The following is a 25284-nucleotide window of genomic DNA, read 5'->3' on the forward strand; positions in this document are numbered from 1 at the left end:
CCTCGCAGGACAGCGGCTCTTCGTTGAATTGCAACAAATTCAGGCATCTAAAGAGATGACAGACCCTGAACCCGCATGATGGCAATTGAATCAGGTTTTCATCAAATGCCGAAATTTCCGAACTTTTAAAAACTTTGCCTCCATTTTTAGGATAATTCTCAAGAGCTCTTTCGCACTGTCATGGCAGTGTTATGCAGGAGTGTCCTTTCGGGGCCGCAAACGGGACTGGACGTCATGGGTTTTCTCATTCGCTCGATATTCTGGCTTTCGCTTGTTCTTCTTTTTCTCCCCATCGGTGGAACGGGTGGCGAAGAAGGAGCGGAGACGTCACAGGTCGGGGCACTGCAGGCGCTCGGGGCCGCTCGTGAAGCCGTCACCGACCTGGTGGGGATCTGTGAGCGCAAACCGGAGGTTTGTGCCACCGGACGCGCTGCGCTCCAGACCATCGGCGCACGCGCCCGTGAAAGTGCACGCATCGCCTATGAAATGCTCGAGACACCGGAAGCTCAGCCCGAGAACGCGCCCGACAGTCAGGCCATCGCTCCCCTCACCACAGGAAGCGTGCCACCACGGGAAAACCGTCGCGAACCGGAAGCGGATCTTTCCGCAAACTGAAGGTTTTCCGTGACGAACGCCCGGACACTCACTATATCCGGCCAAATGAACACGACGATCGACACCATCTACGACGATTTTGCGTTTCTCGACGACTGGGAAGAACGCTATCGCTACATCATCGACCTGGGCAGGGAACTGCCGCCCTATCCCGAATCAGCACGCGATGAGGCCCACCGCGTACGGGGCTGCGCAAGCCAGGTCTGGCTTCACACGGACCGCGGCGAGGGTGCCGACCCGATCCTTACCTTCCAGGGAGATTCCGACGCACACATCGTGCGGGGCCTGGTGGCAATCATGATGCTGCTCTTCTCCGGAAAACGTGCCAGCGAGGTGCTTGCAACCGACGCGGAGGAGGCCATGCGCCAACTGGGCCTTGACGAGCATCTGTCTCCCCAGCGCGCAAACGGCCTGCGCGCCATGGTACAGCGCATCAGGAGCGAAGCCTCGGCTGCCGCGCCCGCCGGAACCTGATGCAATGCACTGTGCATCGGCGGATCGGGTTGCTGCACAAGGCCCGGGCCTCCGGGAGAAGCGCGCGCCTGCGCGCCTCTCCACAGCTGGTCAGATAATGTTCGGCCGGTAACCGTCCGCACCCCAGTGCAGGATGGATTTTCTGCCCCGCCCGGCCCTGCCTTTCTTCGGGGCGTAATGGCGATCAAGCGCGCCTAGCGCCGTCTTGAGAACCACCTTGGCAGACCGCACCGGCCAGCCCCGCTCCGTTTCCACCTGCTCGAAGCCTTTCAGGAAGCAGCATATATCGACCAGTATCCCGGCCAGCTCCGGGCCGACAGCTTCCAGCGCTCCGTCCACACGCTGACGCGCCGCCAGCGCTGAATCCGAAAGCTCAACCCCCTCTCCCGCCGCTCCCGTTCGCTTGCCGGAAGACACCGCCTCCATCCACCTGGCGCTCAGGCGCGGCATGATCTGTCCATGCGTGTAGTCCGCACGCAGTCTCTCTCCGGCATCGAACTCCGCCTGGGTCAGAAACGCCGTGCCATTGCGCATGCGCCGGCGCGCGAGCTGCGCAAGCGGCGATTCGCTCAATGTCGCCGAAACGATCTGCTTTTCCCTTCCCGTCCCGAGAACGCGCTTCTCGACATTCCAGTGCTGCTCGCGAAAGGGTTCGTGCCGCGACTGCTGCCGCTGGAGCGAAGCCGAACCAGCTCCGCTAAGGGCGACCGTGTCGATCTTGCATCGCACGAGGTCTTCGCGTTCGAGCTGTTTCAAAACGTCAAGCTCGATTGAAATCGTGCCTCGCTCACCGCCGTCCAGCAAAACCGTGTTCGGTCTTGCCCCGTTCTGGCGCCAAGCCGGTCCTTTTTGCAGAAACCGCAAGGCACGCCGGCGATCACGCGCAACACGCAGCTCCGCTTTCAACGCTGCCATCTCAAAGCACCTCCATATTTCGGAAAGCTGCGGCCGTGATGCGTTCCGCCATCAGCACGACCCTGTCGAATTCCTCGTCGTCCCGCATATCCTCGATAATGTGGCACGCATACTGAACGGTGGTCCGATCGCGTCCAAACCCCCGCCCCACCTCTGTCATGTTCAGTCCCAGAACCACATGTGCCGCGTACATGCCGATCTGGCGCACACGGGTAACACTTGTGGAAGAGCGTCCCGTTTCGCGCAGTTCACGGCCACTCACATTGAAGAGCGCCGCCACGATATCGAGGACACATTCACATATCTCGCCTGCCCGCTCCTCGGTGATCGGACTCAGCCGGCGATTGAGCGCCCCCGCGCTCACTGCCGCAGGCGATCTGTTCTTACCGAATCTTTCTTCCGACGATTTGATAGCGTTTGAATGCACAAGACTTATCCCTTCGCATAAAGAGGAATAAATTCTTATACCTCACCGGACACCCGCCGGGAACAAATCGAAAACATATATTTCCCTGAAATTCCCTAACATCTTGATTTGATTGAACACCAAAAGGAAGTCGCTTCTTTTCAGCGCTGGTTTATCCCCACCCCTCCACAACACCGCATAGTCGTTGTTCGCGACGACAAAGGTGAATCATGACATCGGTAAAAACTGAAGCCCTGGCATTTCTCGAAGCCAAGCAGCAGCGCTCGGACGATGCCCGGAAAATGGCCGCGCTCTTTCTGATCGGCGGCGTGGACATGGAGGCCGCACGAAAAAGCTCTGGCGCGGACCGCAACGCCATAGTGACGCGGTTGAAACGCCTGCTTGAAAGAGAACGCCTCAAAGGCATTCGCCGCCACTGGAGCTATGACCTGAATCGGCATATCGCGCTCGCACAGGCCCTGCGGCAGCTCAACGGCACCGAGGCCGGAGCCACGGCGCGCTCCCCAAAGCCGCGCCCCCGTCGTTTCAGGCGCACCCCCGCTGCCAGAGAAGGAATGCGATACTGATGCCAGGCAAAAGACCAGGGCCCATACAAACGAAGGGCGACGCTGAGGCGCCGCCCTTCTGGCAATTCGAACCGCAAATCCGCGATCGTCACACGATCAGGTTTCCTTGCGCTTGCGTCCTAAACCCATCTGCTTGGCGAGTTTCGAACGCGCAATCGCATAGCTTGGCGCAACCATCGGATAGTTGGCATCGAGGCCCCACTTCTCACGATATTGCTCTGGTGTCATGCCGTAATGCGTCATCAGATGCCGCTTCAGCGATTTGAACTTCTTCCCGTCTTCCAGGCAGATAATGTAATCTTCATGGACGGAACGCTTGGGATTAACCGCCGGCTTCTGCTTTTCAGCAGGTGGCGTCTCCGGTGAACCGCTGACACGCCCCAGAGCCGAATGAACGTCCGAGATCAGATTGGAAAGCTCGGATGCAGGAACCGGGTTGTTGCTGACATACGCCGCAACAACGTCTGCGGTCAGCTCAATAAGCATGTTGTCGTTTTTGACCGAATCTTCGTTCATCTCGTTACCTTGCCCCAACGTCAGATTAAAATTGCAGACCTCATGCCGCCATTGATGAGGCCTCTTCAGGGTTCTTTTTTCTTTTTGTTCTTCAGAATTTCTTTTACGGCTCCCTGACAGGCAGACGATCTTATCATTATTTTTTTCATTCAAGTCAACTCATATTCGGGACTTAATACTAATGAAAACATGACAGATCAGAGTTTATTACATCTCAAAAATCTTTCGATAATTCCAAAAATCCGAAATCGGACCTGATAAACTCGCCTTAATCTAAGCAAGCCTTACCAATTGCCGATTTTTCAAAACCGGAAAGCATTGGCAGACGGTAATGGAAGGTGGAAAATTTCGGAATTTGGCAAAAAAACTTGCAGCCTGGCGGTCTACTATCCACCACAAGACCTGCCCTGCAGAATAACCGGATAAGTACTTGGTTATTTGCTTTCGCCGGTGCCATCCGGGCTTATTTCCGCTGACTTGCCGGAACCGGCCATGTCATCGTGCACCGAATTGCCCCAGAGCCGATATCCGGCCGCATAGGCCGCCTTGGCCAGAAGGTGCGCCGAAATCGGCGCCGTCAACAGAAAGAACCCCACAGCTGCGAGGGCGCGCGTTACGATCGCCTGGTCCTGAGCGAAAATTGCAAGCGCAATAAGCAACAGTCCGGAGCCGAGCGTACCTGCCTTCGAAGCCGCGTGCATTCTGGTATAGAGATCCGGCAGGCGCAGGATGCCAATGGCCGCGACAAGCGTGAAGGGCCGCCCCGACGACCATCAGCGCACCGGTCAGCACATTGTAAACGTCAGCCATCACTGATCCCTGTCTCCATAGATGCCAAGCGTATCCTGCTTGACGAACTCCTGCTCATAACGGCGACTGAGCACAAAGCGCGCGAACGCGACCGTCGCCAGAAACCCGACCAGCCCCAAGGCAATGGCGATATCGAGATAGAGCGTGAAACCGGTGCGTATGCCGATCACGGCGATAAAACCGATTGCAATCGTCACCAGCATGTCGAGCGCCAGAACCCGGTCGGGAAGGCTGGGCCCGACCAGAACCCGCAGCGAGGTCAAAAGAAACGACAGGCTCAGTAGGGCGAGTGCGACAAACTCGGCAAAATTTAGAAACTCTTCGCTTCCGCTCATCGAAACGCCTCCATGATCTTTGTCTCAAAACCTTCAGCGATATCGCGGCGCAATGCATCGGGATCGGAGCAATCGATCGCATGAACGTAAAGAAATCGGCGGTCTTCAGACACGTCCACCGAAAGCGTGCCAGGCGTCAGCGTGATCAAATTGGCCAGAAGCGTGATCTCGAAATCCCGGTCCACCTTCAACGGATAGGCAAAAATCCCCGGCTTCAGGGCCATTTTGGGCGAAAGCACAAGAAGCGCCACGCGCCAGGCGGACAGAACGAGCTCATATAGAAACAGCCAGGCCAGCGAAACCACCCGAACACTGCGTTCGAAATAGCCAAGCGATCCCACCTGTTCACGAATGAGATACAGCGTTGCCGTGCCCAACAGAAAACCGAACACGAAGTTTGGCAGGGAAAACGACCCGCTCACGGCCGTCCAGATCAATGCCAGAAGAATGTTGATCAGCGACAGTCTCATTGGGCCGCCTCCACGGGGAACACCGCTCCAATATAGAGGCCTGAATCCAGAAGTCCCGCAGCTGCAGTTTCAGCGATGCGAATGAAGGGTTCGGGATAGACGCCCAAAAGAATGATCGGAGCGCAAAGGAGTGTCAGAGACAGATAACCGTGTCCCGGCTTTGCCACCGCAACACCGCCGGTGGGCAGAGCCTCCACACGGTCACGCCAGATCGACAGGATGTATACCCGTCCCAACGCAATTGTGGTCAACAGGCCGGTCGCCAGAATGGCAAGGGCAAGCCATGGCCATTCGGCCTCCAGCGAGGCCTTCACAAGCATGACCTTCGGCCACAGACCCGAAGCCGGCGGCAACCCCGCCACCGCAATCATCAAAACCAGCGCGAAGGCGCCCATGGCGGGATGGGATCGATAAAGGCCGCCCAGGCGATGCAGCGAATAACTGCCTCCGAGTTCCTTCATCATGCCAGCCAGAAGGTAAAGCGCGGTCATGGCAAGCACGGAGTGAAATGCATAAAGCACGCTGCCGGCAAGACCGGATTGCGTGCCTATGGCGAGACCCGCCAGCATAACGCCAACACCAGAAATCACGACAAAGCCGAGCAGGCGGCGAATGTCGGACTGGGCGATCGCACCCATGATCCCCAGCACCATGGTCCCGGCAGCAACCCAGGCAATCACGCTGGAAAGTTCAGCCCGTTCCACCGGAAACAGCATGACCAGCACACGCAGCAGCGCATAGACGCCCACCTTGGTGAGGACTCCGCCAAACAGGGCTGCCGTCACGATGCGCGGCGTATGGTAGGAGGCAGGAAGCCAGAAATTCACGGGAAATGCAGCTGCCTTCATGCCAAAGGCGAGCAGATAAAGGACGGCAAGCGTCATCAGTGGTCCCGTTTCGCGCACGGCGTCCGCCCGGCGGGCGATGTCTGCCATGTTCAGCGTGCCGAACGTTCCATACAGATACGCCGTTGCGGTCAGGAACAGCGTTGTCCCCACCAGATTCAGGATGGCGTATTTGGTGGCGCCATCGAGCTGCCGGTCGGTCGACCCGAGAATCAGGAGACCGAATGAGGAGATGAGAAACACCTCGAACCAGACATAAAGGTTGAAAATATCGCCGGTCAGAAAGGAGCCGCCAACACCCGCCATCAGCAGGAGAACAAACGGGTAAAAGCCATAGCGCCGTCCCGTGGCGCCGATATCCTTCATGGAGTAGAGCGCACACACCGCCGCCACCAGCGTCGCCACCAGGGCAAGCGAGGCCCCCAGCGCATCGGCAACAAAAGAAATGCCGAATGGTGGCAGCCAGCGCCCCATGGTCATCACCTGCGGGCCGTCAGCCAGCACCTGAAACAGCAGGATCGCATTGGCGGCCAGCGTCAGCAGCAGACCTGCAATCGCAATGCCCGCGTGCAGGCGCGTTTCGTGCCGCACCATCAGAAGGATGGCGCCGAAGAGGATCGGCACGCCGACCGGTGCCACAAGCGTCCAGTCGCCCAGCACCGTCGGCTCGATCAGCATTGCCTGGGATAGATCAATCGAATCAGCTGCCATCGGTGTCTCAGTATCCAAGCGGGGGGAGCGGCTCGCCTTCCGGCTCCGCGATGCGCATTCCGTCCGTGTCGTCCGTTCCCAGCTCCTGGTAGGCGCGGAAAGCGAGAACCAGCAGGAAGGCAAACAGCGAGAAGGAAATCACGATCGCCGTCAGTACCAGTGCCTGCGGCAGCGGATTGGCGGTTGCCGCCTCCGGCGTCTGCAGGGCAGCGGGAATGATCGGCGGCACTTCCCGCATCAGCCTGCCGGCGGTGAAGATCGACAGGTTCACGGCATTGCCGAAGATCGAGACGCCGAGAAGTATGCGAATGATGTGCTTTGACAGCATGAGGTAAATTGCAACAGCGAAGAACACGCTGACCACGAAGCAGAGAGCGACTTCCATTATCCGTGCTCCCTTTCCTCAAGCGCCAGGGCGATCGAGGTGATCGATCCCAGCACGACCAGATAAACCCCGATATCGAAAAACAGGACCGTCGACAGATCCAGCGGCACGCCCAGGACGCTCACCTTGGCCCAAAGGCCCGTCATGAACGGAACGCCATGGAAAAGGGAGAACCAGCCCGAGATTGCAGAGACCAGAAGGCCAAAACCCGAAATCGCCATGGGGTGAAAATAGAGCGCGCGGCGCACCGGCGAAACGCCACAGGCAATGCCATAGATCGCAAAGGGCCGACGCTGCAATCAGCCCCCCAATGAACCCGCCTCCGGGTTCGTTGTGTCCGCGCAGAAGTACAAAAACCGAGAACAGGATCATCAGGCTCGTGAGATAAGGAGCGACCGTCCGGAAGATCAGCGTTCGCATGTCATCCCTCCCCCTTGTCTGTTGCCAGCGGCTTGACGCTGCGAATGCGCACGAGAGCGAGGATCGCCAGCCCCGCTATCATCACCACCGCAATCTCGCCCAGCGTATCCGTTCCGCGGAAATCCACCAGGATGACGTTCACGATGTTGCGGCCATGCGCGATGATGCGTGAATACTGCGAGAAGAACTCGCTCAGTTCGGTGTTGAAGGGAACCTGCGTCACCCGCAGGAGCATCAGTCCAAGTGCCGCACCACAGGTGCCGGCCACGCCAATGTCGAGCAGCTTCTCGCCCGTCGGGCGGTGATCGGTCGGCGAAAGCCGCAGCCGGGTCATGACCAGCGCAAGAATGACCACCGACAGTGTCTCCACCATGAACTGGGTGAAGGAAAGGTCCGGCGCGCCCAGAAGCATGAAGATCAGGGCAACCGCAAATCCCTGAATGCCGAGCGAGACGATGGCGGTCAGCCGATCGCGTGCATAGATCACGGCGCCGAGGCCAATCAGTGCGATGAGAAGCACCGTCCACTCATAAAACGGCATTCTGGGAATGGCAGGGACTGCAGGCCATTCGTCGTAAAGCCCCATAGGAATGAGAACAGCGGCTGCAACGGCAATGAAGGTTGCCGTCATGTAACGGTCCAGACGTCCATTCTGAATGATGCCGGTCACAAGGAAGGAAAGCCGGGCGAGGCCGCGCATCACCTGGTCGAACCCCTTGTCCGGCCCCCAGCCGATGGCGTTGAGCGCACCGGCGACTGCCGCTCTTCCCGTGCCCAACCTCATGAACACCAGAACACCAAGCGCAACGGTGACCACCGAAAGTGCCAGCGGCATGCCAATATGCGGCACGGTGGAAATCTTGACGGTTACAGCTTCGCCAAGAACGGCGCTCGACATCGGGCTGCTCACGAGTGCATGGCTCACGCCCGAGAAAAGCGCGGCAAGGAGCCCCAGCCCGCCAAGCACCACCGGACCGAGCCAAAGAAGTGCCGGGCCTTCATGCGCATTCTTGGGCGTTTCCACCTTTGCGCCGAGAAACGGCTTGAGCGCCACGGCAAAGCCGATGGCAAACATCAGCCCGTTGCCCACAAGCGCGACCAGCGTCAGCGCGGTCGTCCAGCCATTGGCAAATCCGAGTGCCGCGTAAATCTCCTCCTTGGCGAGGAAACCGAAAAACAGAGGCGCGCCACCCATCGAAGCAGCAGCCAGAACAGCCGCGCCAAACGTGATTGGCATCGCCTTGCGCAAACCGCCGAGCCGGGTGACATCGCGCGTGCCGGCTTCGTGATCGACGAGCCCCGCCACCATGAAGAGCGCGCCCTTGAACATGGAGTGTGCCACCAGATAGAGAACCGCCGCCTCGATGGCCTTCTCGGATCCCACGCCCGTCAGCATCACCAGCAGTCCGAGTGAGGCGACGGTCGTATAGGCAAGCATGAGCTTCAGATCCGTCTGGCGCACCGCGAGCAGCGTTCCCACAAGCAGGGTCGCTCCGCCAAAAACCGGCAGGATCGTCTCCCAGGCTGCCGTCTCGCCCAGCACCGGGTTGAGACGCATGAGAAGATAAACACCCGCCTTCACCATTGTTGCCGAATGAAGATAGGCAGAAACCGGTGTGGGCGCTTCCATTGCATTGGGCAGCCAGAAATGGAACGGAAACTGCGCCGACTTGGTGAAGGCCCCGCCAAGGATCAGCAGGAGGGCCGCCATGTAAAGCGGCGCATCGCGCAGGGCTCCTTCGGTTGCAAGCAGCGCCGACATCGAGGTCACACCGGTCGCACTCCAGATCACCAGCAAACCGGCGAGCAGGGAAAGCCCACCAAGCCCCGTCACCACAAGCGCCTGCAGCGCAGCTCGTCTGGAGGCCTCGCGCGAATGATCGAAACCGATCAGAAGGAACGAGGTGATCGAGGTCAGCTCCCAGAAAACGAAAAGCGTGAGGAAGGAATCGGCAACCACCAGGCCAAGCATCGATCCCATGAACATCAGGATGAAAGAGAAGAACCGCCCCTGATGCTCATGCCCCTTCAGATAACCGCCTGCGTAAAGAACGATCAGCGTGCCAATCCCGGTGATCAGAAGAGCGAACGTGACCGAGAGACCGTCCAGAAACCATGAAAAATCGACGGAAAGGCTCGGGATCCAGGCATATCCGCCAGCCAGCGTCTGCCCCCCGGAGACGGGCCCGACAAAGCCAGCAAAGTGAACGAAGATCGCGGCAGGCGCGACGGCCAGAAGCCAGGCTGCGTTATGGCGCAGCACCTTGGTCAGAGCCGGTGCTATGGCGGCGGCTGCAAACGGCAGCAACAGAGCTAGAACTGTCAGCCACTGGCTGTCTGCCGTCATGAGTTCTCCCCAGGTGAATTCGGTGTATGGGCCACTTTCTGAAAATCTTACGTGACATAAACACTCCCCCACTTCACCACAAGGCGTAAACGCCCTTTACCGGTGCGATGTAATGACGTCATTCACAGGAGAATGATCAACTTAAACCATTGCAAAAAGCATATGCAAAACCATCTGAAGCCCCAAACCGATGCCTATACAGTCCACGCTACAGGCGAAAACGCAGCTCTTCTGCACCGGGGGACAGAACCACGACGCTATGCTCTTGGCCATTGCCACGCACATTGTGCAATGTGCAAAACATCCCGCAATTCACCATGCCGCTTCGGCAACGCTTCAACACGCACAAGGCTCACTCATGACATCCAGACCGTTCCCCTCAGACGCCAGACCTCCCAGGCCCGCCGCACGTCCCGTGACCGAGCGGCGCCATGGCATAGAACGCACGGACGAGTATGGCTGGCTGAGAGCCGACAACTGGCAGGAGGTCCTGCGCGATCCCAAGCTGCTCGCACAGGACATTCGCGCGCATCTGGAAGAGGAGAACGCCTATCAGGCACGGCTGATGGCGGATACCGAAGCGCTGCAGGAAACCCTCGTCGCGGAGATGCGCGGCCGCATCAAGGAGGATGAAACCTCGGTCCCGCTCAGGGACGGGCCATTCGCCTATGCCTCGGGGTTTCGCACCGGCGGCGAATATCCACGCTTCTTCCGCCTTTCCGGCGATGGCGAAACCGAAGAAACGCTGCTCGATGGCGACAGGGAGGCGGAAGGCAAAAGCTACTTCCGCATCGGCGCCGTCGACCACTCGCCAGACCATGAGCGTCTTGTGTGGGGATACGATGACAAGGGGTCCGAACTCTACACGCTCAGCGTGCGCGATCTTGCAACCGGAAAAGACCTTGCCGACACCGTGACGGAAACCGGTGGGGGCGGTGTCTGGGATGCCGCCAGTGACGGGTTCTTCTACACCCGCCTCGACGAAAACCACCGCCCCTCGAAGGTCTTCTTTCACCGCATGGGCGCAGACTCGGCAAACGACCGGCTGGTCTACGAAGAGACAGATCCGGGCTTCTTCGTCAGTGTTGCCGGCAGCCGTAGAAACGACTGGATCTACATCTCGGCACACGACCACGAGACCTCGGAGTGCCATCTCGTTCCCGCCAGCGATCCCGATGCCTCCCCCCGCCTTGTCGCACGGCGGGAGCCCGGCCTCCAATACTCGCTCGAAGAGGGTGGAGATGTCTTCTTCATCCTCACCAATGCCGACGGCGCGCAGGATTTCAAGATCGTGACGGCTCCCGTCAGCGATCCCTCCCGCTCCAACTGGCAGGAGCTGGTGCCTCATGAGCCTGGCCGTCTCATCCTCTCCGTCATGGCATTTGAGAACCATCTGGTCAGGCTGGAGCGCAAGGATGGTCTGCCGCGTCTCGTCATCCGCGACCGCAACGGCGGCACCGAACACATGATCGCTTTCGAGGAAGAGGCCTATTCCCTGGGTCTCCATGGTTCCTACGAATACGACACCGAAACGCTGCGCTTTTCCTACTCTTCAATGACGACGCCCGAGCAGGTGTTCGACTACAACATGCGCACCCGCACGCGCACTTTGCTCAAGATGCAGGAAGTCCCCTCCGGTCACAGGCCGGACGACTATGTAACCCGGCGTCTGATGGCGCCTGCACCCGATGGCGAGCTGGTCCCGGTTTCGCTTGTCTATCGCAAGGATACCGCGCTCGACGGAACCGCTCCCTGCCTTCTCTACGGCTACGGTGCCTACGGCATGGCCATGCCGGCTTCCTTCAACACCAGCTGCCTTTCGCTGGTCGATCGCGGTTTCATCTATGCGATTGCCCACATTCGCGGCGGCAAGGAAAAGGGCTATGCCTGGTACGAAGAGGGAAAGCGCGAGAAAAAGGTCAACACGTTCACCGATTTCATCGCCGCAGCCCGCCATCTCGTGACCGAAGGCTACACCAGCCACGACCGTCTTGTCGCCGAAGGCGGCTCGGCCGGCGGCATGCTGATGGGGGCCGTTGCAAACATGGCGCCGGAGGTCTTTGGCGGCATCGTGGCGGCGGTGCCGTTCGTCGATGTTCTCAACACCATGCTCGACGACACGCTGCCGCTCACCCCGCCCGAATGGCCTGAATGGGGCAATCCCATTGCCTCACGCGCAGATTACGAAACCATCGCCGCCTATTCGCCCTATGACAATGTCGGCGCGAAGGACTATCCGCCCATTCTGGCGCTCGCCGGCCTGACCGACCCGCGCGTCACCTATTGGGAACCTGCCAAATGGGTCGCAAGGCTCAGAGAGCGCAAGAGCAGCGACAATCCGGTTCTTCTGAAAACAAATCTCGACGCCGGTCATGCCGGTGCCTCGGGACGTTTCTCACGGCTGGAGGAAAAGGCGCTCACCTACGCCTTTGTCCTGAAGGTCACCGGGAAGATGGATAGCCGTTAGGTCTGGCCGGCACCGCCTTGAGATAGGCAGCAATCGCCTCGCGGTCTTCTGTTGAGAGGCGGGCCATGTTCTTCTGGACCGAGACCATGGCCCCGCCAACCGAATCGAATTCCGGCGTGAAACCCGTCTCCAGATAATAGGCGACATCGCCCACCGACCATGAATCGAGCCCGCCCTCACCCGGGGTCACATTGGGCACGACCCCCTCGCCTTCCGCCGATACGGCACCTGCAAGCCACTGATCGTATAGCTGGCCACCGGCAAAATTGCGCGGTGTGTGGCACTCGCCGCAATGCCCCGCTCCCTCGACCAGGTACTGCCCCCTGCGTTGCGCCTCCGAGGCTTCTTCACCGAGCGGCACGACCGGCGCCTCGCGCATGAAGGCGAGCTTCCAGAGCCCGATGCCCCTGCGCACGGTGAACGGGAACGAAAGCCTGTGCTCTCCCGCGCTGCCTTCCACATCCGGTAACGTCTTGATGAAGGCGAAGAGGTCGCTCACATCCTGCAGCGACATGCGGGCATAGGAGGGGTAGGGAAAGGCCGGGTAATAATGCTCCCCCTCCGGCGAAACGCCATGCAGCATCGCATTGGCGAAGTCATTCTCGCTCCACGTGCCGATGCCGTCCCGCTCGTGAGGCGAGATATTGGGTGCCACAAACGTTCCGAAATCCGATCGCAGCTCCACACCGCCGGCAAGCTCAAGACGGGCATCCCCCTCCGCGTCCGGACGTGCGTGACAGGAAGCGCAGCCACCTGCCCAAAACACCTGTTCGCCACGCTCGGCGTTCGGCGCCCTCTGCGCTCTGGCCGCCCCGGCCTCAAGAGAGCCGGGAGCCGTCAGAATCCAGAACGCGACCGCTCCCCCAAAGGCAGCGAGAAGCGCGGCAGAGAGCACTTTCTTCTTCATGTCGTGATCGGAGTCGGGCTTCAGTTTTTCTGGATTCGGAATGTCTCATGACAGCTTTTGCAATTGCCAAATACAGGCCCGATTGCAGCCTGGAATGCGGGCAGGTCGGCAGGCCCGTCTTTTCCTGCGGCTTCCACCGCAGCAGCCGTATCGGAAACGTATTTGTCGAGCGCGGCCTGAAACCCTTCCGCATTCTCCCAGATAGCCGGCGCGGCCGTGGTGTCGCCATCGTTCGAGCCGTCGGGAAAATAATCGCCAAAGGTTTTTGCGCTCGCCGCCAGTGTCAGGATTGCCGCCCGGGCGATCACCGGATTGTAATCGATCTCTCTTTTGAGCATAGCGCCCGCGAGCCCCGCAGACGCGGCATTGGCCTGCATGATCGCCTTGCGCACCGCAATCGGATCGTCCGCAGCCGCGACCCCAGTCGCGGTCAGGCAGAGTATGGAAACGGCAAGAGCTAATTTCTTCATGGGAACCCTCCGGTGATTTTCTTCAACAATACCGCGTTGAACGCACATGGCCCGAAATAATTTTACGACGCGCCTTCAAGGTTTTGTGATCAGGCGGTGAATCAAAAAAAGGCCCGGCATAAAGCCGGGCCTTCGAGTACAAATCGAGTTTGTACTTATTGTGAACTCACATCCCTCAGGAAGCCTGTTCGTAGAGCTCCAGAACGTAGTCCCAGTTGATCAGGCTGTCGACGAAAGCCTCAAGATATTTAGGGCGCGCGTTGCGATAGTCGATATAGTAGGAGTGCTCCCATACATCGACGCCCAGGATCGGCTTGGCGTCGTGAATGAGCGGGTTTTCGCCGTTCGGGGTCTTCATGATTTCCAGCTTGCCGTTCCTCACGGCGAGCCATGCCCAGCCGGATCCGAACTGCGTCGCCCCGGCGTTGATGAAATCAGCGCGGAACTTGTCGTAGCCGCCCAGATCACTGTCGATCGCCTTGGCGAGCGCGCCCGGCAGGCTGGTGCCGCCGCCACCCTTCTTCATCCACTTCCAGAAATGAACGTGGTTGTAGTGCTGGGCAGCATTGTTGAACAGCCCGGCATTCTTGCCATGGGACTGCTTGACCACCTCTTCGAGAGAAAGGCCGTCCATGCCTGCTTCGGCCGCAAGCTTGTTACCATTGTCGACATAGGCCTTGTGGTGCTTGTCATGGTGGTACTCCAGCGTCTCCTTCGACATGAAGGGCTGCAGCGCCTCGTAATCGTAAGGCAGATCCGGCAGTTCAAAAGCCATGGTGGTAAACTCCCTCGTACAGGTGGTTGAATTCTGCAGGACGCAGATGGGATTGCGTCTCCGGTGAGACAATACCCATAGCGCCCAAATGTTCCCGGCGTGTCAGACGGGCAGCCCCGAATGGGCCCACTCCCAATAGAGGTCGCGCGCCTTTTTGGCCACAGGCCCCGCCTGATAATTCTGGTCCTCGACCCTGCATACCGGAACGACCTTGGAGTGGTTGCCCGAGGAAAAGACCTCATCCGCATCGAGGAAGTCCTTCAAAGACAGTGTCTTTTCGACCACCTCGACACCGGCCTCGCGCAGGAGTTTCATCACGCGGGAGCGGGTGATGCCGGAGAGAAATGTCCCGTTCGGCGCGGGCGTGTACACCACGCCATCCTTCACCATGAAAATGTTGGAGCTGCCGGTTTCGGCGACATTGCCAAGCATGTCGAGAACCAGGGCATTGTCGAAGCCGCGGCTGCGCGCCTCCAGGATCGCTCGACCGTTGTTGGGATAGAGACACCCGGCTTTGGCGTTCGTCGGCGCGGTCTCCAGCGAGGGACGCCGGAAAGGCGACACGGTCACGGAAAAGCCGGTCGGCGCCAGCATCGGTGCCTCGTAAAGGCACAGACAGAACCGGCTCGAGTCCGGATCGGCAGGAACACCCATATAGCCGCCATGTTCCCCCCAGTACATCGGCCGGATGTAAACGGCGGTCTTGCCATCGAACTTCTTCAGACCGTCCCTTGCCAGGCCCACGATTTCTTCTGCCGATACCTTCGGCGTCAGGCCGAGATTGGCGGCCGATGCATTGACCCGCTCTGCGTGCAGATCAAGATCGGGAGCGACGTTTTCAAACCAGCGCGCGCCGTCAAACACCGTGGATCCTAACCACATGGCGTGGCTGCGGGGCCCGATGAGCGGAACATTCCCCTCATGCCAGTCACCATCGACATAGGTCCAGGTCGTTGATTGGACGTCGCTCACCACGGTCATTCTGCGTGTTCCTTCCTGCGATCAAACCCGCCGCTTTCGGCAGATGCAAAACTCTTTCGGATCTGTGCCGTGCATCGAATGCACTTTCGGGGGCTTCGTCAATTGCTTCTGCACAGCTATTGATGATGCCAGACAGGGTTTCTTGACCGCTGTTGAGCGCTGCGGTCAAGTATGAGGACACAGAAGGAGCCCCCATGCGTCACGCCGCTTATGTCTTCGATGCCTATGGCACACTTTTCGACGTGCATGCCGCGGTGCGGCGGCATGCCGGGGAGATTGGCCCCGAGGGGCAACGCTTTTCCGAACTGTGGCGCGCCAAGCAACTGGAATATTCCTGGGTCCTCACGCTCATGGGGCAGTATCAGGATTTTTGGGTTTTGACCGAACGGGCCCTCGACTTCGCTTTCGCCAGGGTTCCGTCCGTGGACAGGAGGCTGCGGCAGGATCTGCTGGATGCCTACTGGCGGCTCGACTGCTACGAAGAAGTTCCTGCCGTTCTTAAGGCCCTCAAGAGGGAGGGGGCGCGGCTTGCCATTCTGTCAAACGGCTCTGCGGCAATGCTCGAAGCGGCGATTCGTTCGTCAGCACTCGACGATGTTATCGACGATGTATTCTCGGTCGAAACCCTGCGCCGTTTCAAAACCGATCAGAACGTCTACGAACTCGTCACCAATGCCTGGCGCATCTACCCGCAAAACGTGTCGTTCCAGTCTTCCAACAGATGGGACATTGCCGGCGCACGGCAGTTCGGCTTCCGCACGGTCTGGCTCAACCGCACGGATCAGCCCGACGAATATGAGGATTTTCCACCCGATCTCATCCTGCCGTCACTGGAAGGGCTGCTATCCTGAGGCCTGTTTTTCTCGCGCGGAAGGGCAACGCTCGTGGTATGATGCATCTATAACACACCTGACCGGGAACTTTTGTGCACGAAACATTTTTCACCTACAAGTCGAAGCAACTCGGTCTATCAAGCACACTCCGAATTCTTCGGATCCCTGGGAGGGAAATTGGGGCTGACCCCAAGGTGGAGTCGCGCGTTCTGTTGGAACGATCGCCCCCGCCAATCCTGACAAAACGCGAGTAGACGAAGAAACCATGTCCGATTCCCCCATTGCCGCACGATCCCTTAACCGGCGCCGATTTCTGTCCTTGAGCGCCGCCGGCGCTGCATCGCTCGGCCTGTCCGCATGTGTCAGCAGTTCAGGCGACACGCCCGTTGTCGCGCCCCGGCCCAAGCCGGAGCCGGGTCCGGTGCAATACACCTCTATGTATGGCGCCGTGACGGATGCAGGCTACGACATTCCCGCCGTGCCAATCGACAAGATCAATCCGCGTTACTATCGTCAGGAAGTGGCTGACCCGACGGGAGAACGTCCCGGCACCATCGTCGTCGATACGGCCAATCATTTTCTTTATCTCGTGCGCGAGCGCGGCCGGGCGATGCGCTATGGTGTCGGCCTTGGCCGTGCCGGGTTCGAATGGTCGGGCCGCGCGGAAATCAAATACAAGCAGCAGTGGCCGCGCTGGTTCCCGCCCGCAGAAATGATCGACCGCCGGCCGGAGCTTGAGAAGTACCGTGCAGAATATGACAAGGCGAACGACAAGTGGGTGGGTGGCATGCAGCCAGGCATCGCCAACCCGCTCGGTGCCCGCGCGCTCTACATTTTCGAAGACGGCAAGGACACGCTCTATCGCGTTCATGGTTCGCCGGAGTGGTGGACCATCGGCAAATCGGTTTCGTCGGGCTGCGTGCGCATGCTCAACCAGGACGTGATCGATCTCTACAACCGGGTGCCGGACGGTTCACCGATCCTCGTCACCTCCGGCCTGCGCAGCGTCTAGCGCGGCGCACTGTCGGGAACGAACGCAAAGGGGGGCGCTCTCAGCGCCCCTTTTTCAGACTGCCCAGAATACCCCGCACCAGGGCGCGGCCCAGCGACGTGCCCACGGAACGCACCACGGATTTGATCGCCGCTTCCGTCACCGATTGGCGGTTGGATGTGCGACGGCGCGTGGTGGTGGTCTTGCGCCGCGTCTTCGTGCTCGTGCCGCCATTGCCGAAGTCCGGCAGCGACCAGCGCGAACGCTCCTCCACCTCACCTGCCTCCTCGGCTTTCTGTGCTTCTGCCTCGGCCTTTGCCTTGTCAGCCGCCTTTTTCTGAAGGATCTCGAAGGCTGATTCGCGGTCGACGCTTTCGTCATACTGACCGAAAACCGGGCTCGCCTTCAAAAGCCTTTCACGCTCGGCTTCGGTGATCGGCCCAAGTCTGGATGCCGGCGGGCGAATGAGGGTCCGTTGCACCATGGAGGGCACGCCCTTCGATTCAAGCGTGGAAACCAGCGCTTCTCCAACGCCGAGCTTCGTGATGGCCTCGAAACAGTCGAACTGCGGATTGGGTCTGAACGTGTCCGCAGCCGTCTTCACCGCCTTTTGCTCGCGCGGCGTATAGGCGCGCAGCGCATGCTGGATACGGTTGCCGAGCTGGCTGAGCACGGTTTCGGGCACATCGAGCGGATTCTGTGTGACGAAGTAGACACCAACGCCCTTTGACCGAATGAGCCGCACCACCTGCTCGACGCGGTCGACCAGGATCTTCGGCGCTTCATCGAACAGAAGATGCGCTTCATCGAAGAAGAAGACGAGCCGTGGCCGGTCGGGATCGCCCACCTCGGGCAGTTCCTCAAACAGCTCCGACAGCAACCACAGGAGAAACGTCGCATAAAGACGAGGGTTCATCATCAGCTTGTCGGCGGCGAGCACATTGATAGCCCCCCGCCCGTCCGGCGTGGTGCGCATGATGTCGCTGATCTTCAGCGCCGGTTCGCCGAAGAAGAAGTTCGCACCCTGTTGCTCCAGCACGAGCAGCGTCCTCTGGATCGCGCCCACCGACTGTTTCGACACATTGCCGTAGCGCGTGCCGATCTCGTCGGCCCGATCGGCCACATGAACGAGAAGCGCCTGCAGGTCCTTCATATCCAGCAGAAGAAGGCCTTCCTCGTCGGCAATGCGGAAAGCGATGTTCAAGACACCTTCCTGCGCATCCGAAAGGTTCATCAGCCGTGACAGAAGCAGCGGCCCCATCTCCGAGATCGTGGTGCGGATCGGGTGCCCCTTCTCGCCGAAAAGGTCCCAGAAGATCACCGGAAATTCCTGGAAGTCGTAGGGATCAAGCTTGATCGTGTCGGCCCGCTTGGTCAGGAAATCCTTTTCCTCACCCATCATTGCAATGCCGGAAAGGTCGCCCTTCACGTCGGCACAGAAGACCGGCACGCCGGCATTGGAAAATCCTTCTGCAAGGATTTGCAGTGTCACGGTCTTGCCGGTGCCGGTTGCGCCGGTGACAAGACCATGCCGGTTGGCATATTTCAGAAGAAGGCGTTCGGCCTGCTGGTAGCTGTCGTCCGGGTGCCGGCTGGCTCCCAGAAAGATACTGTCTTCCGCCATTAAACTCTGCCTCGCTCCCGGTAGCGCTGAAATTTGTGGTTCTTCGGTATAGTCAGCCTCGCAGAAAGTCTCAACGTCGTTGTGCGTGAAGCAAAGCGCGGCTTTCCTGCAACGCTAGCCGGCTATTCGGCCTATTGTGCATTGCGGCGTCTCCTGTCGCGTCCTAAACTCGCAGCGCAATGAAAGGGTGGTTGCCCTTGGAATTCGTTGCCCGCCTGGTTGCACGGATTTCAGGACCAACGGCGAATTGGGAGGCATGATGGATCGCGCGATCCTAAAGAAGGTAACGTTTCCACAGATCGACCAGGAGCGCTGGCGTGATCTCGTGATCGAATCCCTGAAAGGGGAGGCCGGCCCAGAGGCGCTTTCGTGGCAGACGGACGACAACATCTCCATGCGCGCGCTCTATGAGCGCATGCAGGATGCAAAGCCTCTCGCCCGCGGGCGGGAGAAGTCCGGCTGGGCAGCGGTCCAGCGCATGGACGACCCAGATCCGATCCGTGCCAACCGCCAGGCAAAGGAAGACATCGCCCAGGGCGCAACAGGTCTTGCTCTCGTTTTCGAAGGCGCGCCCAACGCTTATGGCTATGGTCTTCCCGCCACGCCCGAGGCGGTCGCCAGGGCGCTTGACGGCATCGATCTTCAGGGCCTCCATCTGCGCATGGATGCCAATCCCAACAGCCGCGCCATCGTAGACTGGCTGACCCAGATTTTCACCGAACGCCGCATCAACCCGGCCGCCATGACGCTGTCCTTCGGCATTTCGCCGGCGGCCACCTTCGCCGGCACCGGCAAACTGCGCATGTCGATCGAGGCGCTGGAAGCGTCCATGCCGCAATCCTTTGCAGGCTTTTTTGCCATGGACCTGCCAGGCATCCTGCTTGAGGGCGACGGTCGCGTGTTCCACAATGCGGGCGCATCGGAGGCGCAGGAGCTTGGCATCATGCTGGCCTCCGCCGTCTCGCATCTGCGCATGTTCGAGCAGGCCCGTCAGCCGCTTGTCTATGCCGCACCTCATATCGGCTTTTCGCTCTGCGTCGATCAGGACCAGTTCCTGTCGATTGCCAAGATCAGGGCCTTGCGCCGCCTTTGGGCGCGCGTGCAGGAGACCTGCTCCATCGAGCCATCGCTGGCCACGATCCACGCCGAAACCTCCTACCGGATGATGACGGCGAGGGATCCCGAAACCAACACGCTGCGCACCACCATCGCAGCCTTCGCGGCCGCCGTCGGCGGTGCCGATTCGCTCTCCGTCCTGCCGCACACCATCGTTCATGGTTTGCCGGACGAAGATGCAAGGCGGCTTGCCCGCAACACGCAGCTCATTCTGTCCGGTGAAAGCCATCTCGACCTCATCATCGATCCGGCCGCCGGCGCCGGCGGCATGGAAACGCTCACCGCCGCCCTCTGTGAAAAGGCGTGGGACGAATTCCGCCGCATCGAGAGCGAAGGCGGCGTGTTGCGCAGCCTGATGAACGGCCACATTCAGGAACGCGTTCTGGAAATGCGCGAGCGCCGCGAGCAACGCATCAATGACGGCAAGAGGGCGATCGTGGGAACCACGATCTACCCGGCCGCAGAAGAGCGCCCGGTGAAGACGCTGAAGGCAAAGTCACCAGACTTTTCGGGGGAAACGGCTGCGGTGCGTTGTCAGCCGCTTCTCGCGCAGCGTCTCGATGAGACCGGAGGAGGCATCGCATGATCCCGGATTTTGCCAGCATCGACTGGTCAGATCCGGAAACATCACCTCTACCCTCCGAGGCACCGCCCAAGGCCACACCCGAAGGCATCGAGATCAAGTCCTTCTATTCGCAGGACGATGTGAGGGGCCTGCGTTTCCTCGACACCTATCCGGGCGCCGCGCCCTTCATTCGCGGCCCCTACCCCACCATGTATGCGCGCCGGCCATGGACGATCCGCCAATATGCCGGCTTCTCCACGGCGGAAGAATCCAACGCCTTCTACCGGCGCAATCTCGCCGCCGGCCAGAAGGGCCTCTCCGTCGCCTTCGACCTCGCCACCCATCGCGGTTACGACAGCGACCACCCCCGTGTTGCCGGCGATGTGGGCATGGCCGGTGTGGCGATCGATTCCATCCTCGACATGCGCCAGCTCTTTGATGGCATCCCGCTCGACAAGATGAGCGTGTCAATGACCATGAATGGCGCGGTCCTGCCCATCATGGCGCTCTATATCGTCGCGGCGGAAGAACAGGGTGTCGCTCAAAAAGACCTTTCGGGCACCATTCAGAACGACATTCTGAAGGAGTTCATGGTCCGCAACACCTATATCTACCCGCCCAAGCCTTCCATGCGGATCATCTCGGACATTTTCTCCTATACGGCGGAGAACATGCCGAAATTCAACTCCATTTCCATTTCCGGCTACCACATGCAGGAAGCCGGCGCGACGGCGGATCTGGAGCTTGCCTACACGATCGCCGACGGCATCGAATATGCCCGCGCTGGCATCGCCGCCGGCCTCGACATCGACCGTTTCGCGCCGCGCCTCTCCTTCTTCTGGGCCATCGGCATGACCTTCTTCATGGAAGTGGCCAAGATGCGCGCCGCGCGCCTTCTATGGGCAACGCTGCTCCAGAAGAACTTTGCACCGAAAAACGAGCGTTCGCTCTCCCTGCGCACCCATTGCCAGACATCCGGCTGGTCGCTCACCGCCCAGGATCCCTATAACAACATCGTGCGCACCATGGTCGAGGCCATGGCCGCCACCCAGGGCCACACCCAGTCTTTACACACCAATGCATTCGATGAGGCGCTGGCGCTTCCGACCGACCATTCCGCGCGCATTGCCCGCAACACGCAGCTCATCCTGCAGCTTGAATCCGGCACGACGCGCATGATCGACCCATGGGGCGGCTCCCACTTCGTCGAACGCCTCACCCACGACCTTGCCCATCGTGCGCTCAAGCATATCGAAGAGGTGGAAAGCCTCGGCGGCATGGCTGCAGCCATCGAAAAGGGCGTGCCCAAAATGCGCATCGAGGAGGCCGCGGCCCGCACCCAGGCGCGGATCGATTCAGGCGAGCAGACAGTGGTCGGCGTCAACCGCTTCCAGCCCGAGCGCGACACCGAGGTCGACGTTTTAAAGGTCGACAATGCCGAGGTGCGCGCCCGCCAGCTCGCCAAGCTCCAACAGCTCAAGGGCACGCGCGACGTGGGCGAAACCGAGAGCGCGCTGGAAGCCCTGAGCAATGCTGCCGCCGGAGATGGAAACCTGCTCGAATTTGCCGTGCGCGCCGCCCGCGCCAACGCGACGGTGGGTGAAATCTCCTCGGCGCTCGAAAAGGCCTTTGGCCGGCATGTGGCAGAGATCCGCACCATTTCCGGCGTCTACCGCAAGGAGGTAGGCGACCTCACCGCCTTTGAACAGGCCCAGCAGAAAGTGGAGAAGTTCCGCAAGAAAACCGGAGCCGCCCCGCGCATCCTGATCGCCAAGATCGGTCAGGACGGGCACGATCGCGGCCAGAAGGTCATTGCCACCGCATTCGGCGACCTCGGTTTCGAGGTCACGGTCGGTGCCATGTTCCAGACCCCGGAGGAAGTGGCCGAACTGGCCATCGCCAACGATGTGCAGATCGTCGGTGCCTCCTCGCTGGCCGCCGGTCACCTGACCCTCATTCCCGAGCTGAAGGAAGCGCTCGAAAAACGCGGCCATGGCGACATTCTCCTTGTCGCTGGCGGCGTCATTCCGCCCGACGATTTCGAAGCGGTGCGCGAGGCCGGTGCTGCCGAAATCTTCCCGCCCGGAACGGTCATTCCCGAAGCTGCCGAAAAACTGCTCGACCGACTGCTGAAAGCAGGCTGACGCCCTGATCTTGAAATGGACGGCGCCATGTTATACCTTAAGTTATAACAGACGGAGCCAAAGCCATGAACGTGACCATTCGCAAGATCGGCAATTCGGAAGGTGTCATCCTGCCGAAGGAGGTGCTTGAGCGGAAAGGCTTGAAATCGGGAGACCAACTGGTGCTCACGGAGACCGACAATGGCGTGTCTCTCGCCGCAGCCGACGATCAGTTCGAACGTCAGATGGAAGCGGCGCGGCAGTTCATGGATCGATACAAGGTCGCTCTGCAAAAGCTCGCCGAATGAGTTGGGAATTCCTCTCCCGGCTTGCCGTGGAAGCGATGCATGAAGAGCAATTGCGCAGGCACGGCGGCGCGCGCGGCGTCCGCGATGAAAACGCCCTTGAATCCGCTCTCGCAAGAGCAGAGAACAAGGCCCTGTATGAAACGCCGGACGTCCACGCGCTCGCCGCCGCCTACGCATTCGGTCTTGCACGAAACCACGCCTTTGTGGATGGCAACAAGCGCACGGCAATCGTTGCAGCGGGTACGTTTCTCCTGCTTCACGGCTACCGCATGACTGCCAATGACGGATTGCTATACACTTTCGTGATGGACCTCGCCGCCGGCGAGATCGACGAAGAAGGTGCCGCCCGTTTCTTCCGCGACCATACCGTCCCGCTAGACACCTGACGCCGCGGCACAAAACCTGCATTCAACGGTGGGCATCAGCGGACCGAACCGGAGTTGTACCAATATGAACCGCCGTCGCCTGTTGAAAGCCACCGCAGGGTTTGCCGTTCTCGGTCTTGCGATGCCGCGAGCGGCCTTTGCCGACGCCGCACTGCGACGCGCCGCAACGGGTGCGGCAAACGCAGCCGAATTCGGCCTCGAACCCAACGCAGCCCAGAACCAGACTGCAGCCCTCCAGGCCCTGCTTGAACGGGCAAGCGCGGAAGCCATTCCCATATTCTTGCCACCGGGCCGCTACCGTCTCTCCGATCTCGCCCTTCCCCGGCAAACCCGTCTTTTCGGCGTTCCGGGGGCCACGCATCTGGAGCAGGATAACCTCGGATCGATGTTCACTGCGCGAGCCGGTCACCATCTCGCGCTTTCCGGCCTCGCTTTCGATGGCCGGCTCATGCCGCCTTCCGGTTCAGGCGGCGGCCCTGCTCGACATTGAAGATACCCGCCACATTGCAATCGAAGACTGCACCTTCGCAAACAGCGGCGGCAATGGCCTGTCCCTGCGCCGTACACAGGGCAAAATCCGCGATTGCGCCATCACCGACATTGCGGACTATGCACTCTACGCACTGGATTCGAGTGGCCTCGATGTCATCGAAAACACCGTCTCCGATTGCGGCAATGGCGGCATTCTGATCCACCGCAGAGCTCCAGGTTCAGATGGCAGCCGTGTTTCTGGAAACCGCATCTCCCGCATCCGTGCCGACAGGGGCGGCACCGGCCAGTACGGCAATGGCATCAACGCCTATCGCGCCGACAATCTCCGCGTCTCCGACAATGAAGTCACCGACTGCGCCTTTTCCGCCATCCGCGGCAACAGCGCCGGCAATCTCCAGATATCCGGCAACACCTGCCTGCGCTCGGGCGAAACCGCGCTATACGCAGAGTTCGCCTTTCAGGGCGCTGTCATCACCGGCAATCTCGTGGATGGTGCTGCCCACGGCATCTCCATGGCCAATTTCGACAAGGGCGGGCGGCTCTGTGCCTGCACCGGCAACATCATCCGCAACCTGTCCGCAGACGGCCCCTACCCGTCGCCCATGGCCGGTTTCGGCATCGGCATAAATGTCGAGGCCGACAGCACGGTCACCGGCAACATCATCGAAAACGCACCGCTTGCAGGCATCCGCCTGGGCTGGGGTCCCTTCCTGCGCAACGTCACCGCTTCGGGCAATGTCATCCGCAAGGCAAAAACCGGCATCATCGTGTCGGTGGTCGAAGGCACCGGTTCCGCCGTCATATCCGGCAACGTTTTCGAAGACACGCCCAGTGGCGCGGTCGTCGGCCATCGCTGGGCCGAGCCTGCCACCGGCGATCTGCTGCACTCCGGCAACGAGGAAGTCCCGCACCTGACGCTGGCTGGCAACCGGGCGGGTTAGGACATCACGGATGTTTGCCGCGATCGTCTTCGCAGCAGAGAGCATGCAATGATTGCGCAGCCAAGGGCGTTGCGTGGTTCGACAGGCTCACCATGAGGGAGGGAAACGGTCTCACACCCGTTGCGCCGCCGTTCCGCCAGCCTTTGTGGCAGCAGCCACTTCCCTCATGGTGAGCCCGTCGAACCATGCACCACGTCAATGCACGCCGATGCCATTCACCGTGGTTCCTGTTCCAAACGGATGTGCCATCAAAGCCCTCCCTCATGGTGAGCTTGTCGAACCACGCACCACGTCAACGCAGACCGATGCCGTTCACCGTGGCCCTGTTCCAAACGGATGTGCCATCAAAGCCCTCCCTCATGGTGAGCCCGTCGAACCACGCACCACGTCAACGCAGACCGATGCCGTTCACCGTGGCCCTGTTCAAAACGGATGTGCCATCAAAGCCCTCCCTCATGGTGAGCCTGTC

At 60.1% G+C, this 25284-nt stretch carries 25 protein-coding genes and 2 pseudogenes; 12 read left to right on the forward strand and 15 right to left on the reverse strand.

Annotated elements, in window-relative coordinates:
- The first annotated feature begins 234 nt into the window (after positions 1–234).
- Together AB2N04_RS15600 and AB2N04_RS15605 are read left to right on the forward strand one after the other, a co-directional pair.
- Entirely contained in the window at positions 235–615 is a 381-nt protein-coding gene (locus AB2N04_RS15600; protein WP_367715399.1) for a DUF5330 domain-containing protein, read from the forward strand.
- A gap of 45 nt (positions 616–660) precedes the next feature.
- Positions 661–1089 carry a SufE family protein gene (locus tag AB2N04_RS15605; RefSeq protein ID WP_367718830.1) on the forward strand — a complete coding sequence of 143 codons (429 nt, stop codon included), beginning with the start codon at positions 661–663 and terminating at the stop codon, positions 1087–1089.
- 90 nt (positions 1090–1179) lie between these two features.
- Here the strand turns inward: AB2N04_RS15605 and AB2N04_RS15610 are convergent, their stop codons facing one another.
- Positions 1180–2004 carry a DUF6456 domain-containing protein gene (locus tag AB2N04_RS15610; RefSeq protein WP_367715400.1) on the reverse strand — a complete coding sequence of 275 codons (825 nt, stop codon included), beginning with the start codon at positions 2002–2004 and terminating at the stop codon, positions 1180–1182.
- 1 nt (position 2005) lies between these two features.
- Positions 2006–2368, reverse strand: coding sequence for a helix-turn-helix domain-containing protein (locus AB2N04_RS15615; protein WP_367715402.1), 363 nt, complete (start codon positions 2366–2368; stop codon positions 2006–2008).
- 272 nt (positions 2369–2640) lie between these two features.
- Between AB2N04_RS15615 and AB2N04_RS15620 the strand changes: the two genes are divergently transcribed.
- Complete coding sequence (locus AB2N04_RS15620; protein ID WP_367715403.1) at positions 2641–2997, forward strand: cytoplasmic protein; 357 nt, start codon at positions 2641–2643, stop codon at positions 2995–2997.
- A gap of 96 nt (positions 2998–3093) precedes the next feature.
- On the opposite strand, the gene AB2N04_RS15625 is transcribed toward AB2N04_RS15620, so the two are convergent.
- From AB2N04_RS15625 to AB2N04_RS15660, 8 genes and pseudogenes are all read right to left on the reverse strand, one after another.
- Complete coding sequence (locus tag AB2N04_RS15625; RefSeq protein WP_367718831.1) at positions 3094–3513, reverse strand: MucR family transcriptional regulator; 420 nt, start codon at positions 3511–3513, stop codon at positions 3094–3096.
- 434 nt (positions 3514–3947) lie between these two features.
- A pseudogene (gene mnhG / locus AB2N04_RS15630) lies at positions 3948–4323 on the reverse strand (monovalent cation/H(+) antiporter subunit G).
- Positions 4323–4658, reverse strand: a complete 336-nt coding sequence (locus AB2N04_RS15635) for a cation:proton antiporter (protein ID WP_367715405.1) — start codon at positions 4656–4658, stop codon at positions 4323–4325. The pseudogene mnhG and the gene AB2N04_RS15635 overlap by 1 nt, the downstream one beginning before the upstream one ends.
- Positions 4655–5128, reverse strand: a complete 474-nt coding sequence (locus AB2N04_RS15640; protein WP_367715406.1) for a Na+/H+ antiporter subunit E — start codon at positions 5126–5128, stop codon at positions 4655–4657. The genes AB2N04_RS15635 and AB2N04_RS15640 overlap by 4 nt, the downstream gene beginning before the upstream one ends.
- Positions 5125–6684 carry a Na+/H+ antiporter subunit D gene (locus tag AB2N04_RS15645; RefSeq protein WP_367715407.1) on the reverse strand — a complete coding sequence of 520 codons (1560 nt, stop codon included), beginning with the start codon at positions 6682–6684 and terminating at the stop codon, positions 5125–5127. Before AB2N04_RS15645 ends, AB2N04_RS15640 begins: the two co-directional genes overlap by 4 nt.
- 7 nt (positions 6685–6691) lie before the next feature.
- On the reverse strand, positions 6692–7069 hold the full coding sequence (locus AB2N04_RS15650) for a Na+/H+ antiporter subunit C (protein ID WP_367715408.1): 378 nt from the start codon (positions 7067–7069) through the stop codon (positions 6692–6694).
- Positions 7069–7489, reverse strand: a pseudogene (locus AB2N04_RS15655) (Na+/H+ antiporter subunit B). Before AB2N04_RS15655 ends, AB2N04_RS15650 begins: the two are co-directional and overlap by 1 nt.
- A gap of 1 nt (position 7490) precedes the next feature.
- The gene (locus tag AB2N04_RS15660) at positions 7491–9836 is read right to left on the reverse strand and encodes a putative monovalent cation/H+ antiporter subunit A (RefSeq protein WP_367715410.1); all 2346 of its coding nucleotides are present in this window, start codon (positions 9834–9836) and stop codon (positions 7491–7493) included.
- Positions 9837–10194: 358 nt separating this feature from the next.
- Here AB2N04_RS15660 and AB2N04_RS15665 point away from each other — a divergent pair, with 358 nt between their 5' ends.
- Positions 10195–12303, forward strand: a complete 2109-nt coding sequence (locus tag AB2N04_RS15665; protein ID WP_367715412.1) for a S9 family peptidase — start codon at positions 10195–10197, stop codon at positions 12301–12303.
- On the opposite strand, the gene AB2N04_RS15670 is transcribed toward AB2N04_RS15665, so the two are convergent.
- From AB2N04_RS15670 to AB2N04_RS15685, 4 genes are all read right to left on the reverse strand, one after another.
- On the reverse strand, positions 12278–13210 hold the full coding sequence (locus AB2N04_RS15670) for a cytochrome c (protein WP_367715414.1): 933 nt from the start codon (positions 13208–13210) through the stop codon (positions 12278–12280). The genes AB2N04_RS15665 and AB2N04_RS15670 overlap by 26 nt on opposite strands.
- Before the next feature lie 20 nt (positions 13211–13230).
- Positions 13231–13680 carry a cytochrome c gene (locus AB2N04_RS15675; RefSeq protein WP_367715416.1) on the reverse strand — a complete coding sequence of 150 codons (450 nt, stop codon included), beginning with the start codon at positions 13678–13680 and terminating at the stop codon, positions 13231–13233.
- A gap of 175 nt (positions 13681–13855) precedes the next feature.
- Positions 13856–14455: a superoxide dismutase gene (locus AB2N04_RS15680; protein ID WP_367715418.1), complete on the reverse strand. Its 600-nt coding sequence runs from the start codon at positions 14453–14455 to the stop codon at positions 13856–13858.
- A gap of 102 nt (positions 14456–14557) precedes the next feature.
- The gene (locus tag AB2N04_RS15685; RefSeq protein ID WP_367715419.1) at positions 14558–15436 is read right to left on the reverse strand and encodes a branched-chain amino acid aminotransferase; all 879 of its coding nucleotides are present in this window, start codon (positions 15434–15436) and stop codon (positions 14558–14560) included.
- A 194-nt stretch (positions 15437–15630) separates the two neighbouring features.
- Between AB2N04_RS15685 and AB2N04_RS15690 the strand changes: the two genes are divergently transcribed.
- Both AB2N04_RS15690 and AB2N04_RS15695 read left to right on the forward strand, forming a co-directional pair.
- Positions 15631–16287 carry a haloacid dehalogenase type II gene (locus AB2N04_RS15690; protein WP_367715420.1) on the forward strand — a complete coding sequence of 219 codons (657 nt, stop codon included), beginning with the start codon at positions 15631–15633 and terminating at the stop codon, positions 16285–16287.
- A 247-nt stretch (positions 16288–16534) separates the two neighbouring features.
- Positions 16535–17281: a L,D-transpeptidase family protein gene (locus AB2N04_RS15695; RefSeq protein WP_367715422.1), complete on the forward strand. Its 747-nt coding sequence runs from the start codon at positions 16535–16537 to the stop codon at positions 17279–17281.
- Positions 17282–17321: 40 nt separating this feature from the next.
- Here the strand turns inward: AB2N04_RS15695 and AB2N04_RS15700 are convergent, their stop codons facing one another.
- Positions 17322–18884: a helicase HerA-like C-terminal domain-containing protein gene (locus AB2N04_RS15700; RefSeq protein WP_367715424.1), complete on the reverse strand. Its 1563-nt coding sequence runs from the start codon at positions 18882–18884 to the stop codon at positions 17322–17324.
- A gap of 256 nt (positions 18885–19140) precedes the next feature.
- Here AB2N04_RS15700 and AB2N04_RS15705 point away from each other — a divergent pair, with 256 nt between their 5' ends.
- From AB2N04_RS15705 to AB2N04_RS15730, 6 genes are all read left to right on the forward strand, one after another.
- Positions 19141–20586, forward strand: coding sequence for a methylmalonyl-CoA mutase family protein (locus AB2N04_RS15705; protein WP_367715426.1), 1446 nt, complete (start codon positions 19141–19143; stop codon positions 20584–20586).
- Complete coding sequence (gene scpA, locus AB2N04_RS15710; RefSeq protein ID WP_367715428.1) at positions 20583–22709, forward strand: methylmalonyl-CoA mutase; 2127 nt, start codon at positions 20583–20585, stop codon at positions 22707–22709. Before AB2N04_RS15705 ends, scpA begins: the two co-directional genes overlap by 4 nt.
- Before the next feature lie 65 nt (positions 22710–22774).
- Complete coding sequence (locus AB2N04_RS15715; RefSeq protein WP_292899929.1) at positions 22775–22996, forward strand: AbrB/MazE/SpoVT family DNA-binding domain-containing protein; 222 nt, start codon at positions 22775–22777, stop codon at positions 22994–22996.
- A complete protein-coding gene (locus AB2N04_RS15720) occupies positions 22993–23382 on the forward strand; it encodes a type II toxin-antitoxin system death-on-curing family toxin (protein WP_367715430.1) in 390 nt (129 codons plus the stop codon). Before AB2N04_RS15715 ends, AB2N04_RS15720 begins: the two co-directional genes overlap by 4 nt.
- Positions 23383–23446: 64 nt before the next feature.
- Positions 23447–23872, forward strand: a complete 426-nt coding sequence (locus AB2N04_RS15725; RefSeq protein WP_367715431.1) for a glycosyl hydrolase family 28-related protein — start codon at positions 23447–23449, stop codon at positions 23870–23872.
- Positions 23820–24815 carry a TIGR03808 family TAT-translocated repetitive protein gene (locus tag AB2N04_RS15730; protein WP_367715433.1) on the forward strand — a complete coding sequence of 332 codons (996 nt, stop codon included), beginning with the start codon at positions 23820–23822 and terminating at the stop codon, positions 24813–24815. Before AB2N04_RS15725 ends, AB2N04_RS15730 begins: the two co-directional genes overlap by 53 nt.
- Positions 24816–25284 lie beyond the last annotated feature (469 nt).

It is taken from the genome of Nitratireductor sp. GISD-1A_MAKvit (assembly GCF_040819555.1).
GTDB lineage: Bacteria > Pseudomonadota > Alphaproteobacteria > Rhizobiales > Rhizobiaceae > Nitratireductor.

What these genes read in the sequence shown, in the direction of transcription:
- AB2N04_RS15600 (WP_367715399.1), top strand. Translation starts at nt 235, where the DNA reads ATGGGTTTTCTCATTCGCTCGATATTCTGGCTTTCGCTTGTTCTTCTT.
- AB2N04_RS15605 (WP_367718830.1), top strand. Translation starts at nt 661, where the DNA reads ATGAACACGACGATCGACACCATCTACGACGATTTTGCGTTTCTCGAC.
- AB2N04_RS15610 (WP_367715400.1), bottom strand. Translation starts at nt 2,004, where the DNA reads ATGGCAGCGTTGAAAGCGGAGCTGCGTGTTGCGCGTGATCGCCGGCGT.
- AB2N04_RS15620 (WP_367715403.1), top strand. Translation starts at nt 2,641, where the DNA reads ATGACATCGGTAAAAACTGAAGCCCTGGCATTTCTCGAAGCCAAGCAG.
- AB2N04_RS15625 (WP_367718831.1), bottom strand. Translation starts at nt 3,513, where the DNA reads ATGAACGAAGATTCGGTCAAAAACGACAACATGCTTATTGAGCTGACC.
- AB2N04_RS15635 (WP_367715405.1), bottom strand. Translation starts at nt 4,658, where the DNA reads ATGAGCGGAAGCGAAGAGTTTCTAAATTTTGCCGAGTTTGTCGCACTC.
- AB2N04_RS15640 (WP_367715406.1), bottom strand. Translation starts at nt 5,128, where the DNA reads ATGAGACTGTCGCTGATCAACATTCTTCTGGCATTGATCTGGACGGCC.
- AB2N04_RS15645 (WP_367715407.1), bottom strand. Translation starts at nt 6,684, where the DNA reads ATGGCAGCTGATTCGATTGATCTATCCCAGGCAATGCTGATCGAGCCG.
- AB2N04_RS15650 (WP_367715408.1), bottom strand. Translation starts at nt 7,069, where the DNA reads ATGGAAGTCGCTCTCTGCTTCGTGGTCAGCGTGTTCTTCGCTGTTGCA.
- AB2N04_RS15660 (WP_367715410.1), bottom strand. Translation starts at nt 9,836, where the DNA reads ATGACGGCAGACAGCCAGTGGCTGACAGTTCTAGCTCTGTTGCTGCCG.
- AB2N04_RS15665 (WP_367715412.1), top strand. Translation starts at nt 10,195, where the DNA reads ATGACATCCAGACCGTTCCCCTCAGACGCCAGACCTCCCAGGCCCGCC.
- AB2N04_RS15670 (WP_367715414.1), bottom strand. Translation starts at nt 13,210, where the DNA reads ATGAAGAAGAAAGTGCTCTCTGCCGCGCTTCTCGCTGCCTTTGGGGGA.
- AB2N04_RS15675 (WP_367715416.1), bottom strand. Translation starts at nt 13,680, where the DNA reads ATGAAGAAATTAGCTCTTGCCGTTTCCATACTCTGCCTGACCGCGACT.
- AB2N04_RS15680 (WP_367715418.1), bottom strand. Translation starts at nt 14,455, where the DNA reads ATGGCTTTTGAACTGCCGGATCTGCCTTACGATTACGAGGCGCTGCAG.
- AB2N04_RS15685 (WP_367715419.1), bottom strand. Translation starts at nt 15,436, where the DNA reads ATGACCGTGGTGAGCGACGTCCAATCAACGACCTGGACCTATGTCGAT.
- AB2N04_RS15690 (WP_367715420.1), top strand. Translation starts at nt 15,631, where the DNA reads ATGCGTCACGCCGCTTATGTCTTCGATGCCTATGGCACACTTTTCGAC.
- AB2N04_RS15695 (WP_367715422.1), top strand. Translation starts at nt 16,535, where the DNA reads ATGTCCGATTCCCCCATTGCCGCACGATCCCTTAACCGGCGCCGATTT.
- AB2N04_RS15700 (WP_367715424.1), bottom strand. Translation starts at nt 18,884, where the DNA reads ATGGCGGAAGACAGTATCTTTCTGGGAGCCAGCCGGCACCCGGACGAC.
- AB2N04_RS15705 (WP_367715426.1), top strand. Translation starts at nt 19,141, where the DNA reads ATGATGGATCGCGCGATCCTAAAGAAGGTAACGTTTCCACAGATCGAC.
- scpA (WP_367715428.1), top strand. Translation starts at nt 20,583, where the DNA reads ATGATCCCGGATTTTGCCAGCATCGACTGGTCAGATCCGGAAACATCA.
- AB2N04_RS15715 (WP_292899929.1), top strand. Translation starts at nt 22,775, where the DNA reads ATGAACGTGACCATTCGCAAGATCGGCAATTCGGAAGGTGTCATCCTG.
- AB2N04_RS15720 (WP_367715430.1), top strand. Translation starts at nt 22,993, where the DNA reads ATGAGTTGGGAATTCCTCTCCCGGCTTGCCGTGGAAGCGATGCATGAA.
- AB2N04_RS15725 (WP_367715431.1), top strand. Translation starts at nt 23,447, where the DNA reads ATGAACCGCCGTCGCCTGTTGAAAGCCACCGCAGGGTTTGCCGTTCTC.
- AB2N04_RS15730 (WP_367715433.1), top strand. Translation starts at nt 23,820, where the DNA reads ATGGCCGGCTCATGCCGCCTTCCGGTTCAGGCGGCGGCCCTGCTCGAC.